The organism is Acinetobacter legionensis, assembly GCF_057165765.1.
Genome location: NZ_CM169896.1, coordinates 4,000,078 through 4,014,122, shown reverse-complemented (window position 1 = coordinate 4,014,122; position 14,045 = coordinate 4,000,078). Strand labels below are relative to the sequence as shown.

General features: G+C 39.7%; 13 protein-coding genes and 4 tRNA genes. 11 read left to right on the top strand and 6 right to left on the bottom strand.

Translation table 11 applies throughout. The features are described from left to right. Window positions 1-85: 85 nt before the first annotated feature. Complete coding sequence (gene recN, locus AC2G3J_RS18375) at window positions 86-1,747, bottom strand: DNA repair protein RecN (protein ID WP_419819694.1); 1,662 nt, start codon at window positions 1,745-1,747, stop codon at window positions 86-88. Between the two features lie 342 nt (window positions 1,748-2,089). Then, window positions 2,090-2,302, bottom strand: coding sequence for a hypothetical protein (locus AC2G3J_RS18370; RefSeq protein WP_419327006.1), 213 nt, complete (start codon window positions 2,300-2,302; stop codon window positions 2,090-2,092). Between the two features lie 403 nt (window positions 2,303-2,705). Between AC2G3J_RS18370 and ppnP the strand changes: the two genes are divergently transcribed. From ppnP to AC2G3J_RS18355, 3 genes are all read left to right on the top strand, one after another. Then, window positions 2,706-3,029: a pyrimidine/purine nucleoside phosphorylase gene (gene ppnP, locus AC2G3J_RS18365; protein WP_004718357.1), complete on the top strand. Its 324-nt coding sequence runs from the start codon at window positions 2,706-2,708 to the stop codon at window positions 3,027-3,029. Window positions 3,030-3,188: 159 nt separating this feature from the next. After that, entirely contained in the window at window positions 3,189-3,944 is a 756-nt protein-coding gene (gene rlmB / locus AC2G3J_RS18360) for a 23S rRNA (guanosine(2251)-2'-O)-methyltransferase RlmB (protein WP_483770416.1), read from the top strand. A 38-nt stretch (window positions 3,945-3,982) separates the two neighbouring features. Next, complete coding sequence (locus tag AC2G3J_RS18355) at window positions 3,983-4,903, top strand: DMT family transporter (protein ID WP_483770415.1); 921 nt, start codon at window positions 3,983-3,985, stop codon at window positions 4,901-4,903. A gap of 394 nt (window positions 4,904-5,297) precedes the next feature. Here AC2G3J_RS18355 and coaE read toward each other — a convergent pair whose 3' ends face one another. The 4 genes from coaE to pilB are packed head-to-tail and all read right to left on the bottom strand — an operon-like array spanning window position 5,298 to window position 9,780. Next, window positions 5,298-5,897, bottom strand: coding sequence for a dephospho-CoA kinase (gene coaE / locus AC2G3J_RS18350; RefSeq protein WP_483770414.1), 600 nt, complete (start codon window positions 5,895-5,897; stop codon window positions 5,298-5,300). Between the two features lie 26 nt (window positions 5,898-5,923). Further along, window positions 5,924-6,805, bottom strand: coding sequence for a prepilin peptidase (locus tag AC2G3J_RS18345; RefSeq protein WP_483771091.1), 882 nt, complete (start codon window positions 6,803-6,805; stop codon window positions 5,924-5,926). Window positions 6,806-6,810: 5 nt separating this feature from the next. Next, complete coding sequence (locus tag AC2G3J_RS18340) at window positions 6,811-8,040, bottom strand: type II secretion system F family protein (RefSeq protein WP_483770413.1); 1,230 nt, start codon at window positions 8,038-8,040, stop codon at window positions 6,811-6,813. Window positions 8,041-8,067: 27 nt separating this feature from the next. After that, window positions 8,068-9,780: a type IV-A pilus assembly ATPase PilB gene (gene pilB / locus AC2G3J_RS18335; RefSeq protein ID WP_483770412.1), complete on the bottom strand. Its 1,713-nt coding sequence runs from the start codon at window positions 9,778-9,780 to the stop codon at window positions 8,068-8,070. A gap of 276 nt (window positions 9,781-10,056) precedes the next feature. On the opposite strand from pilB, the gene tpiA reads away from it, so the two are divergent. From tpiA to nusA, 8 genes are all read left to right on the top strand, one after another. Next, entirely contained in the window at window positions 10,057-10,851 is a 795-nt protein-coding gene (gene tpiA, locus AC2G3J_RS18330) for a triose-phosphate isomerase (protein ID WP_419359012.1), read from the top strand. A 9-nt stretch (window positions 10,852-10,860) separates the two neighbouring features. Then, window positions 10,861-11,202, top strand: coding sequence for a preprotein translocase subunit SecG (secG, locus tag AC2G3J_RS18325; protein WP_336952305.1), 342 nt, complete (start codon window positions 10,861-10,863; stop codon window positions 11,200-11,202). A gap of 53 nt (window positions 11,203-11,255) precedes the next feature. Beyond that, a tRNA-Leu gene (locus tag AC2G3J_RS18320) sits at window positions 11,256-11,340 on the top strand. 45 nt (window positions 11,341-11,385) lie between these two features. Next, window positions 11,386-11,462 (top strand) — tRNA-Met (locus AC2G3J_RS18315). Window positions 11,463-11,538: 76 nt separating this feature from the next. Then, window positions 11,539-11,615, top strand: a tRNA-Met gene (locus AC2G3J_RS18310). A 100-nt stretch (window positions 11,616-11,715) separates the two neighbouring features. Continuing rightward, window positions 11,716-11,792 (top strand) — tRNA-Met (locus AC2G3J_RS18305). Between the two features lie 202 nt (window positions 11,793-11,994). Then, window positions 11,995-12,519, top strand: a complete 525-nt coding sequence (rimP, locus tag AC2G3J_RS18300) for a ribosome maturation factor RimP (protein ID WP_419327014.1) — start codon at window positions 11,995-11,997, stop codon at window positions 12,517-12,519. 34 nt (window positions 12,520-12,553) lie between these two features. After that, entirely contained in the window at window positions 12,554-14,038 is a 1,485-nt protein-coding gene (gene nusA, locus AC2G3J_RS18295; RefSeq protein WP_336952303.1) for a transcription termination factor NusA, read from the top strand. The last annotated feature ends 7 nt before the right edge of the window (window positions 14,039-14,045 follow it).

The window sequence follows — 14,045 nt, the reverse complement described above, 5'->3', positions numbered from 1 at the left end:
ATGTGCCTCTAAACCCTAATAAAAGCGCTGACAACTGTGCCAGCGAATAGGGCTTTTAACTGAGTGTTCTTTCTTATGAAATGTCTTAAGAATGTTGAAATTTCAACTGTCTTAATTGTTTAGCATGTTGCAAGGTGGTTTCACCGATTTCAATGCCACCTGTCATTCGTGCCAATTCTAAAATAAGTTGCTCTTCCTCTAGTGCAACGATGGTACTACTAGCAGGATCTGTTTGTAATTTTTTAACCAATAGGTGTTGATCGGACTGGGCCGCAACCTGAGCTTGGTGGGTAATACATAAAATTTGAACATGTTGTCCTAAGCCTGCCAATAAACGTCCGACTATTTCAGCGGTACCGCCACTGATCCCGACATCAATTTCATCAAACACTAAGACTTCTGCTTCAGTTTTTTCAGCATTCATCACTTGCATGACCAGTGCAATACGTGACAGCTCTCCACCAGAAGCAACACGTGCCAGTGGTTGAGGTGGAATACCTTTATTGGCAGTAAAGAGTAATTGAATAAAGCTTAGACCTTCAGCAGAAACTTGTTCCAGCGGTTCAAATTTAAATTCAAAATGTGCTTCTGGTAGCGCCAGTTGTTTGACTTGCTCAGTCAGTTGCTTGGCTAAAGGTTCAGCGGCATCACGACGAATCTGATCTAGATGTTGTGCTTTCTCGAGAAACACTTGATGAGATTGTTCAACTTGCTCAGCGAGGGTTTCAGGATCTTCAAGTTGGTGTAGTTGCTCTAATTCATTTTGCCATGTTTCATATTGCTGTTTGAGTTCATCGGGTTGAATACGGTATTTACGTGCCAAGCGATGAAAGACTTCAAGTTGCGTATTTAACTCATCCATACGTTCAGGGTCAAAACTTTGACGGTCTATAAACTGACGTAAATTTGCCGTCGCATCATCAATTTCACTTTGTGCATTGATCAATGAATTGTAAATTTCAGACAGAAGTTCACTACGTCCAGCATGGGATTCTAAACGTCGAATAATCGAAGAAATTTCTTGGGTAATATTTTGTTCAGATTCATCAAGAACATTTAAGCTATAGCCGCAGTCTTGCATAATGTGTTCATGGTGACTTAAGCGATCAAACTCTTGTTCGATTTCTTTATAATCAATACGAATGACATCTTCGAGTTCTTCAAGTTGTAATTTTAAAGTGTCAATGCGTTGTAGGCGATTGGCTTGTGCGTCAATCGCCGCTTGATGTGTACGAATATTTTTTTGCCAAGTGCTATATGCATCCCGCACATCTTGAGCAGGTTGATAAAAATTACTATAACGATCTAACCAATGCTTCGGGTAGGGTGGCTCAAGCAGTTGTTGTTGGCTATGCTGACTGTATAGCTGTACCAAGAGACGTCCAAGTTCTTTCAATTCAGCGAGGCTGCTGGGACGACCATTGATCCATGCCTTACTGCGACCTGTTGCAAAGATCACCCGTCTTAAATGAATTTCACCAGATTCATCATCTAATTCATGGGTGTTGAGCCAATTTGCTTCTGGACTCTGTGCTTGATAGCTAAAAACAGCGGTAATATCTGCTTTTTCGGCACCATAACGCACATAATTGGTATCAGTACGTTCCCCTAAACAGGCTGACAACGCATCTAATAATAATGATTTACCCGCACCTGTTTCACCTGTAAGCACGTTGAACCCTTGCTCGATATCAATAGCAAGGTTATCGGCTAAAGCAAAATTGATCAGATTTAAGTGTGTCAGCATAAACGCATCCAAGCTGCGAACGGTGAAGTTCTAAGATAGTGAAGTTTTGTTGTGGTCACAAGTCAGAACGTATTCTAATACGAAGTAATTTTAAGCATTCTAAATAATTTTAATATGAAAATGTAATTTCCTTTGCTGAATATGCCAGTAAAAACATCAAAATAGATAAAGGTTATTGTATAAAATAAAAAAATGATGCAAATATCTACATTTTTTATCAACGTCACAGTCTATCCTGCATTGAGCTTATATTTGAATGCATCTTGAATTTTAGACATATACATTAGAGCTTCTGATAATAATCTTTTGGATGTTTTATTCAACGTGGTTAAGCTTTATGAATCATGAAACTTTTACCATTGCATAGAAATGAAGTGTATGACGATCAAGTTTGCAATGCCCCGCTTTACATTTAAAGTTTAAATCGCTTTGCGTAGGCGATGCCTCACTCTTTGTAGGAGGTTCCAAACCTTGTGCTGCAAACAAAGCCATGCTTTGTTTTTGTGCATGTTGGGTGAAAGGCACGTCCTGTAATTCCACCCAACATGGCGACATCCATCTCGCCTCACGATAGAAAGACCATCTATGTTTCATCAATATTTAAAAGTATTGAATGCTCATTTTGACTAATACATAAATCAGCATATGCTCATCCTCGTTTTCCTCCAAAGCAAGACGTAATTTTAATTTATAGAGATGGGCCAATCTTGAAACAAGACTTTTCTTCACTCTAAGTAGGAAATAAATTGAGCATACATAGGGTGGCATTTTTGCTGACAAGTATTGTGGTTTTGGTCTTTATTGTTAAGGAAGCTTAAGCTTTGATCTAAGCGGACTGATAAAGCTGACAAAAATAGAAACAGCTCAACAGTAAAAACATAGATTGATTAGTTTGCAGAGCAACATTAAACTACATCGAACATAATTTTTATAAATGCGCATTATCTGGAGAATACGCATGTCAGCTCAGTACGATCATGTATCAGTAGTTAAAAAATCTAATGTATATTTTGGCGGTTTATGTATTAGCCACACTGTGCAGTTTGAAGACGGAACCAAAAAGACTTTAGGGGTCATTCTTCCAACAGAAGAAGCTTTAACATTTGAAACACATGTGCCTGAACGCATGGAAATTATTTCTGGTGAATGTCGCGTTAAAATCGCAGACAGTGAAGAAAGTGAGTTGTTCCGTGCAGGTCAGTCATTTTATGTGCCTGGTAATAGTCGTTTTAAAATTGAAACGGATGATGTTTTAGACTACGTTTGCCATTTAGAAGGTTAATTAAAAAGCTTTGCTTAAAGTAAAGCTATGCTTTTGTTTTTAAATTAGGCAAAGAATTTTTGCGCTAAATCGGTTAAACTAGAGCATCACATAAAATCCTGTAAAGTTGGCTTTGCAGGATTTTTCATTTCTATCATCCTGTTGTTAATGAGGTTGTTCATGGCGAAGTCCGAATATTATTATGGCGTTCATTCAGTGGAGTCATTATTGGAGTTAGAACCTGAACGTGTTTTAACCTTATTTACTTTAAAAGGTCGTGATGATCAACGGTTACAACGTATTCTTCAGCTTGCAGAGCCTTTTGGTATCAGTGTGCAAAAAGCAAGCCGAGATAGCTTGGAAAAGTTGGCAGGTCAACCTTTTCACCAAGGTGTGGTCGCAGCTGTTCGCCCGCATCCTGTATTGAATGAAAAAGATTTAGATCAGCTTTTAGAGTCAACCCAGCAACCTTTGATATTGGCTTTGGATCATATTACAGATCCACATAATCTAGGTGCATGTATCCGTACAGCAGCAGCTATGGGTGTAGAGGCGGTGATTGTGCCGCGTGACCGTGCTGCAACATTAACTCCAACTGCACGCAAAGTTGCAGCAGGTGGTGCTGAAAAGGTGAAGTTTATTCAAGTGACCAATTTGGCGCGTACACTTGGACAAATCAAAGATAATTATAATGTTCGTGTGGTGGGGACCATGCTTGATGAAAAAGCCCTCCCTATCCAGAAGTTTGATTTTACCGGAACACCAGTATGTATCGTGATGGGCGCAGAGGACACAGGGTTACGTCCAATTACTCAATCACAATGTGATCAAACCGTATTTATCCCGATGGCTGGAAATTTACAAAGTTTAAATGTAAGTGTGGCTACTGGTATGGCGTTGTATGAGGCATGCCGTCAACGTCAACAAAGTGAATGATTTAGTTTAAATTGTATCGGTAAAATTAGAGAAGTATCATGATGACCTCCCGTACTCAAGGCTACATTTATGTAGCCATCACAATGTGTATTTGGGGAGGTTTTACGATTACTTCAAGACTGAATGCAATCTGGCATATCAGCCCATGGGATATTACGGCATTACGCTTTTCATTGGCATTTTGTATACTGATGCCGATTTTAATCTATAAAAAAGACACAGCTTTTTTATTGAACAAACAACCCTTCATTTTGGCGATGATTGGTGGTGTTGCTTATTGTTTAACTTCATATAGCGCATTTCACTTTGTGCCCGCGGCACATGCAGCCATTTTTTTAAATGGCTGCATTCCATTGTGCACGGCTTTAGCTGGTTTTTTACTTTATCGCCAGCCGTTTGATAAACATATATGGATCAGTTTAAGCATCATGCTGGCTGCCATTTCTGCAATGAGTTTTCTGATGTATACCGAAACAGGTGTTGCTTTTGGTCTTGGGGATTTATTGTTTTTTATCAGTGCAATTTGGTGGGGGACTTTTACCGTATTGCTGCGTCAATGGCAACTTTCCGCATGGCACGCCATGGCAGGTGTTGCGATATGGTCGGCGATCGTTTATGTCCCGATTTATTTGTTGTTTTTACCTAAACACTTAGATCAAGTGTCCACACCACATTTGGTCATGCAAATGCTTTTTCATGGTATTTTTGTGGTGATCATTGCGACTTTGGCGTATGTCGAAGCAATTAAAAGATTAGGTGCTTTTAAAACAGGCAGTATTGTCACACTTGCGCCTTTTATTGCCGCAATTATCGCCGTACCTTTATTAAATGAACCTATAAGCCTCGCAATGATGTGTGGTTTGATTGGTATGGGGATTGGTGCTTTACAACCGTGGCGTTGGTTTACCCATAAAGACAGTTTGCAGCAGCAGTTGGATGAGAATAAACCAAATCAATAAGCAATTTTTAATTAATCATCATTAGAGCTTACGAAAATAAGCTTTGGGATGATTTTTAAATGTGATTAAGCTTTATCAACCATGAAACTTTTACCCTTACATTGAAATTAATTGCGTGAATATCAAATTGGCATTGCCACGCTTAACATTTAAAGCTTAAATCGCTTTGTGTGGGCGATGCCAAACCTTGCACTAAAAACAAAGCCGTGCTTTGTTTTTACTCATGTTGGGTAAGGGGAGCGTTCTATACGCCCTGTACGTCCAGCCAGTATGGCGACATAAATTTCGCCTCACGATAGATACCCCATCTATGTTTCATCAATATTTAAAAGTATTGAATACTCATTTTGACTGATGCAAGTAGTCTACTGATTCAGAAAGCTTCAATTATTTACTAAGCTGTTGTGAGTTTGAGATACTGTTGATGTAAAGACTCTAATTTTGCGTATAGATGATCAATATGCCCATCATTTAGCACAATATCATCTGCTAATTTTTGCTTTTCATGACGTGGCATTTGGGCTGCAATAATTTTCTGAATTTGTTCGATGGATTGTCCATCTCGTTGTGAAGCACGTAAGATTTGCATGTCTTCACTGGCATCAATCAATAGCGTGCGTTGAGTGAGTTCATGTTGGTTGGTCTCAAAAAGCAGGGGAGAAACCAAAATCACATAAGGGCTGGTTGCTGCTTGTAATTGTTGAATAATCTCAGTGCGAATTGCTGGATGAGTAATCGATTCAAGCTGTTGTCGTGCCTGTGGATCTTTAAAAATATGTTCTCTCAATGCACGACGATCAAGTTCACCATTGCTTAATAACACCCAATCCCCAAAAATATGTTTAATTTTTTGAAGCGCGGGTTGTCCTTTTTCAACAATTTCTCTTGCTACAATATCTGCATCAACCACTGTAATCCCTTGGGTTTCAAACCACTGACTTGCTGCGGATTTACCACTACCAATTCCACCTGTTAAACCCAAGATAAACGTCATTGCGCATTCCTAATACTGTGTTGAAATTATTGACCCAAATATACTTTCATAATTTGCTCACCCCATAGAAATGCAATCCATCCTGCGATGGCAATATAAGGACCGAAAGCAAAAGGGACATTTTCTTTACGAATCTTAAGTAAAATAATACCAATGATCGCACCCACCACAGAAGAAAGTAGGATAATTAACGGTAACATCAATGGCCCCATCCAAGCGCCAAGTGCAGCAAGTAGCTTAAAGTCACCATAACCCATGCCTTCTTTACCTGTGACTATTTTAAATAGATAGTAGACAATCCAGAGACAGAGGAAACCAATAATATATCCCCAAATTGCAGCACTTGCTGTTGTATAAAGATGAAATGAGTTAATACCTAAACCTATGGCGGCCAAGGTTAAAGTAAAGCGGTCTGGAAGTAATTGAGTGTCAAAATCAATAAATGTTAGCGTGATCAGCACCCAAGTCAGCAGTACACCAAAAACCATTTGTAGTGTTGGGCCGTAAACAGCAACTACTGTTAATGAACACACCGCAGTTAAAAGCTCAACAAATGGATAACGCATGCCAATTGGATTTTGGCATGAAGCACATTTCCCTCTTAAAGCTAACCAACTGATGACGGGTATATTTTGGTACCAGCGAATCGAGGTTTTGCATTTGGGACAGGTAGAGGCTGGTTGGCTGAGACTGAGTTTTTCTTCATCAATCACAATCTGTTGTGAACCCGCCAGTAATTGGCACTCAGCATGCCAATCCTGTCGCCATTCTTTTTCCATTATCTTGGGTGTGCGGTAAATCACCACATTTAAAAAACTACCAATACAAAGCCCTAAGATACCAACAGTCAAATAGAGCGCTGTTGGTGATTGAATCAGAAAATTTAACAAATTAGGGAGCATATTCATCATTATCAACCAACCACTGAGCCCATTTGGAAAATAGGCAGATACATCGCAATGACTAAGCCACCAACCAATACCCCTAATATCGCCATAATTAACGGTTCCATCATTGAGGTTAATCCATCCACAGCATTGTCGACTTCATTTTCAAAATGCGTTGCAACTTTGTCTAACATTGCATCCAATGCACCTGACTCTTCACCAATCGCCACCATTTGGATAGCCATAGAAGGGAACTTATTTGTTGCGCGCATGGCAAAGTTCAGTTGCTGTCCAGTGGCGACATCCTCACGGATTTTCATTACCGCTTGTTCATAAACCACATTATTGGTCGCTCCTGCGGTTGATTCTAATGCTTCGATAAGTGGTACCCCAGCAGCAAATGTTGTGGCAAGAGTTCGGCTATAACGTGCAATAATCGCTTTATAGACCAGATCGCCAAAAATAGGCAGTTTTAGTGCTGTCCGATCTAGAAAATTTTGGAATTTCTGACTGCGTTTTTTTGCTTCTAAAAAAGCTGTAATTACAACACCAATGAATAGAATTAGAAGAAACCAATATTTTTGCATCCAATTGGACATATTCACCACCATCTGCGTAAATGCGGGGAGGTCTGCACCAAAGGAGCTAAATAAATCCTGAAAGACGGGTACCACTTTGACCATTAAAATAATGGTCACAATAATAGCAACCACAATCACTGAAATTGGATATTTCATGGCTTTTTTAATTTTTTGCTTGAGTAATTCACTTTTTTCTTTATAGATCGCCACTCGATCAAGCATGGTTTCTAAGGCACCGGATTGCTCTCCGGATTCGACTAATGAACAGAACAAGTTGTCAAAGTAGCGTGGATATTTTCTTAAGGCTCCTGCAAAAGTATTACCGCCTTCAACCTCACTTTTTATTCCCAAGACAATTTCACGCATAGAGGGGTTTTCTAAGCCTTCTGCAACGATTTCAAAACTTTGTACTAAAGGCACACCTGCTTTCATCATTGTGGCGAGTTGGCGAGTGAAAATAGTAATATCTAAAGTGGAAATGCCTTTTTTCATTAAACCTTCAAAAATATTATTCCTTTTTTCTCGAATGGTTTTAATGGTAATGCCTTGTTTGCGCAGGGTGACTTTAGCAAGTGCCATATTACGTGAAGGTAATTCTCCTTTAACCTTGATCCCTTTGCGATCAACCCCGTCATAAGCAAATGTAGGCATCATTTGAGCTTTTTTAGCTGCCATCATAATTTCCTTGAATATTGATTATATTTATTCGCTGGTCACACGGTTAATTTCTTGTAAAGAAGTTAAGCCATTGATGACTTTAATTAAACCTGAACGTCTTAGATTATCAAACCCCAATTTCTCCGATGCCGCTGCAATTTGAAGTGCATTGCCATCTTCCATGATAATTTTTGAAATCTCAGGTGTTACTTTCATGACTTCATAGATCCCGACTCGCCCTTTATAGCCTTCACGACATTCATTACAGCCTACAGGTTGAAAAATTTGTAACTCAGGATTATTTAAGTCTTGTTCAGTAAAGCCCATTTCTAACAAACTCTGTCTAGGAATTTCAACAGGTGCTTTACAATGATTACATAAGCGTCTTGCCAATCGTTGTGCAATCACAAGATTCACCGAAGTGGCAATGTTAAATGAGGGTACTCCCATATTGCGTAAACGGGTCAACGTTTCTGGCGCACTGTTGGTATGTAGCGTAGACATCACCATATGACCCGTTTGAGCAGCCTTAATCGCAATTTCAGCAGTTTCAAGGTCACGAATTTCTCCGACCATGATAATGTCAGGGTCTTGACGTAAGAACGATTTTAGTGCGACTGAGAAAGTGAGACCGGCCTTGAGGTTAACATTGACTTGATTGATGCCTTCCAAGTTAATTTCAACTGGATCTTCAGCCGTGGAGATATTTGAACTTTCTGTATTCAGGATATTTAAGCCAGTATAGAGGGAAACAGTTTTACCAGAACCTGTTGGCCCTGTAATCAGTAACATACCTTGAGGTTTCTCTAAAGCCTCCATAAATAAAGCTTTTTGCTTTTCCTCATATCCGAGCGCATCAATACCCAGCATGGCACTTGATGGATCAAGAATACGCAGTACCAATTTTTCACCAAACAAGGTAGGTAATGAATTTACACGAAAATCAATCGCTTTGGTTTTTGAGAGTTTTAATTTGATCCGACCATCTTGCGGGACACGCTTTTCTGAAATATCCATTCTGGACATGACTTTTAAGCGTGATGCCAAACGACTTGCCAGTTGTAAGGGCGGATTGGTAATGGTTCTAAGCACACCATCTACTCGATAACGTACCCGATAACTTTTTTCATAAGGCTCAAAGTGTAAATCTGATGCTCCCATGCGAATCGCATCGACCAAGAGTTTATTGATATATTTAACAATAGGTGCTTCTTCTTCAGATGCTTCATCATCATCTTCAGATGGAGGTTGGTCATCGGTAGCAATGACATCAACATCAAAATCTTCATCGCCAAAGTTAAAACTTTCTTCTACCGTAAAGTGTTTTTCTAATAGTTTTTCTAATTTATGGTGCTCAACAATAATCGGTTCAATATTCAGACCACAGTTAAAACGAATGGCATCCAATGCTTCTATATTGGTCGGATCACTGGTGGCGACATATAAAATATTACCGCGTTGTATCAAAGGGATCACTTTATGTTTGGTGACTAAATTTGGATCAACAATCTCTTTGAGCAGCATTTCAGGATTAAAGCTGTCCAGATCAAAAATAGGCTCTCCAAACTCAACGGAGATCATTTCGGCAATGATCAGTGGTGGTATATTTAATTTTTCACTGAGATAGGCAACGATACTCACTTTATTTTTTTGAGCGTTACTGAACGCATCTTTCATTTGCTGGGCAGATAAAAAACCTTCGTCGACTAAGCGACGGATATACCCCGAAAACTTAGGTGAACCATTTTGCATAGACATCCCCAAAACACATTAAATTTCATTTTATAATTGGAATACGAAAATTATACGATGATCCTTAGAAATATCTAGAATTAAACGTATTTTTATAGAAACATATTTAACAATAATTTGAGCCAATGAGGCTTTTTAGCATTATCTTTGAAATGTTTTATGTTTCTTGCGTTGTTATTAAAACATGACTTTAAATAAGATGACTGAATTGATAAAGAAAAAATACTTTAAAAATATAAATTCCGTGTAGAATGTGCACATTTTCGATAAAAGGTTAGATGTATGTCGAGTTCGACTATTACTCCTTGGGTTGTCGGCAATTGGAAAATGAACCCAATGCAAGCGAATTCGCAACAGCTCATTCAAGATTTAAATCAGTATTTACAACAAACACCGATTACAGAAAAACAATGTCATATTGGTGTTGCACCTATTTCTATTGCTTTATTGTCTGTACAAAAATTAATTAACGATGCAGATTCACCCATCAAAGTTGTCGCACAAGATCTTTCTCAAATGGCAGGCACAGGTGCTTATACCGGTGAAGTCAGTGCTGAGTTACTTAAAGACAGCCATATTGATTATGTGTTGATTGGGCATTCAGAGCGCCGAGAACTTTTTGGCGATGATGTTCAAAAAATTAAAGCTAAATTAGCCAATGCTTTAAATGCAGGGCTTCGCGTGATTTATTGCGTGGGTGAAAGCTTAGAACAACGTGAAGCAGGGCAGGCAGAGCAAGTGGTTTTACAACAAATTTGCGATCTCGCAGCAGTTGTAAAAGTAGAACAATGGCACAATATTGTGATTGCCTATGAACCGATTTGGGCAATCGGAACAGGTAAGACTGCTTCTCCGCAAGATGCACAGACAATGCATGCAAAAATTCGTGAAGGTTTAACTCAAATTACGGCTCAAGCTCAACATACTGCGATTTTGTATGGTGGTAGTGTCAAGCCTGAAAATGCAGTAGAGTTAGCTGCATGTCCAGATATCAACGGTGCACTGGTTGGTGGTGCATCACTTAATGCTGAGTCATTTTATAAAATTGCTCAAGCATTTGCTCAAACAGAAGAATAGGAGTTCAGCATGCATACATTTGTGCTGGTTGTACATATCATCTTGGCCGTTTTGATGATCGGGCTGATCCTCGTTCAGCACGGTAAAGGTGCAGATGCAGGTGCATCATTTGGTGGCGGTGGTGCTGCAACTGTATTTGGTGCCTCGGGTTCTGCAAGCTTTTTAACCCGTTTAACTGCAATTCTCACGGCTTTGTTTTTTATCACCAGTTTAAGTTTAGCGGTGTTTGCTAAAAAACAAACATCGGATGCCTATGGTTTAAAATCTGTACAGAGCAGTTCTCAAACCACAGCACCTGCACCCGCCAATACGGGTGAAACTTCACCAACTGCACCAAAAACTGGCGAATAATGCCATTTAGTTCTTTCTTTTTCTGAATGATGCGACTAGAATGCGTCACAGCTGCGGTGGTGGTGGAATTGGTAGACACGCTACCTTGAGGTGGTAGTGCTTTCGGGCGTGGGGGTTCAAGTCCCCCCTTCCGCACCAACAATGAACCAGATTGTTGGTGTTAGCAGCTGAAAAAAACATTGATGCGGGATGGAGCAGTCTGGTAGCTCGTCGGGCTCATAACCCGAAGGTCGTTGGTTCAAATCCAGCTCCCGCTACCAATTTAATTAAGATGCAACTTAGTTAATGATAATGTAAGTTGAAAAATTTATATTATGTGTGAATTTGCAATGTTGTTGCGGGATGGAGCAGTCTGGTAGCTCGTCGGGCTCATAACCCGAAGGTCGTTGGTTCAAATCCAGCTCCCGCTACCATTTTGATTAAGGTGCAACTTAATCAAGCAAGAAATTCAATGTATCTGTCAATGATGGATTGAAAAAATTAAATTTCTTGTGTATAATTTTGCAACGCTGATGCGGGATGGAGCAGTCTGGTAGCTCGTCGGGCTCATAACCCGAAGGTCGTTGGTTCAAATCCAGCTCCCGCTACCAAGTTTCTAAAAGGGCTCACAGATAGGTGGGTCTTTTTTGCATAGTGAACTTCGGTTTACTGTGCGATAATAGGGGCGATTACGCCCTTTTTTATTGGCTATCGTGTGGTGTGGACATCAATTGGTCAAAAAGACATGCTTCACTATAGTAAGTTTGAATTAGTCCGATGAGCGATTGAATCGCACAAATATGACGAGAGTAAATGAAGCTATCAAATAAAACTCAAGCACTTCAAGACTTAATCACTCCTGCAGTGCAAGCTTGTGATGTAGAACTTTGGGGGATCGAATTTATTCCTCAAGGTAAGCGTTCTTTATTGCGTATTTATATCGATAAAGATGTGGTGGAAAATGCTGAACCAACGATTAATGAAGATGGTGAAGCAGAATTGGGTCGTGGTATTGGCGTACAAGATTGTGTACGTGTGACTCAGCAAGTTGGTGCAATATTAGATGTACATGATCCAATTTCAGGCGAATATGCTTTAGAAGTATCATCTCCAGGTTGGGATCGACCATTCTTCCAGTTGGCACAGTTAGAAAAATACATCGGACAACAAGTTGCATTGCGTTTGATTGCTGCAGTTGAAAATCGCCGTAAATTCCAAGCAAAATTAATTGCTGTAGATTTAGAAAATGAATTCATTCAAGTTGAAGTTGAACAACAGCACGTACTTGAGATCGATAGCAACAATATAGACAAAGCGAATTTGATCTTTCAGGATTAATCCAGAAATAGAAATCTGAATAAATAGGTGACTTATGGCACGTGAAATTCTCACCGTCGTTGAAACGGTAAGTAATGAGAAAGGTGTAAGTCGTGAAGCAATTTTTGAAGCGCTTGAACAGGCTTTGGTTGCAGCGACAAAAAAGAAATTCTACGAAGGAACGAATTCGGAAGAAGCTCAGTTACGTGTAGAAATTGATCGTAAGACAGGTGATTACAGCACTTTCCGTCAATGGGAAGTTGTTGCTGATGAAGATCATGAAATGCCAGCATGTCAAGATGCGATTTCTGATGTTGATCCTGCTCAATGGTCAATTGGTGATATCCGTGAGTTAGAAGTACCATCAATTGATTTTGGTCGTATTGCAGCACAGATTGCCAAACAAGTAATTGTGCAAAAAATTCGTGAAGCTGAACGAGCTTTAGTGGCGGATGCTTATGAAGCTAAAGTGGGTGAACTGATCTACGGTGAAGTGAAAAAACAAACCAAAGATGGCTTTATTATAGACTTAGGTGATAACGCAGAAGCCTATTTAGCACGTGAAGAAATGATTCCTAAAGAAATTCTTCGCCCTAAACAGCGTATGAATGCAATTCTTTATAATGTGAACCGTGAAGGTCGTGGTGCGCAATTATTGTTGTCACGTGCTAAACCTGAAATGCTGATTGCATTAATGAAAAAAGAAATTCCTGAAATTTCTGAAGAAATCATTGAGATTAAAGCAGCAGCACGTCAACCAGGTGTACGTGCAAAAATTGCGGTTAAGACCAACGATCATCGTATTGATCCAGTCGGTGCGTGTATTGGTATGCGTGGTACACGTATCCAAGCGGTTCAGTCTGAATTAAATGGTGAACGTATAGATGTCGTCGTGTGGTCTGATGATCCGGCTCAATATATCGCAAGTGCTTTAGAGCCTGCGGATGTATCTGGGATTGTGATTGATGAAGATGCACGTACAGCAGACATTATTTTTGCAACCAGTGATCAACTTGCGCGAGCAATTGGATCACAAGGTCAAAACGTCCGTTTAGCATCAGAGCTTACGGGTTATAAATTAGATATGATGCTTGAAGATGAGTACCGTGCTCGTCAACAAAGTGAAGCTCAACAGTATTTAGACATGTTTGTAACACGTCTTGATATTGAAGAAGATCTTGCAATGGCTTTAGTAGAAATGGGCTTTACCTCACTTGAGGAAATTGCTTATGTGCCTGCGGAAACTTTCGATGAAATCGAATTAGATGCGGATACAGTTGAATTGCTACAAAGTCGTGCAAAAGAAGCAGCTTTGGCTGATGCATTAAAGCAACAAGAAGATATTCAGGACCCAAGTCCAGAACTTGTTGCGATGGAAGGAATGACTTCTGAAATTGCGCATGCTTTAGCAGCACGTGGTGTGGTAACAATCGATGACTTAGCTGACCAAGCAACGGATGATATTTCTGATATCGACGGTTTAGGCGCTGAGAAAGCAGGTCAATTGATTATGAAAGCACGTGAATCATGGTTTAACTAGGAGGTAA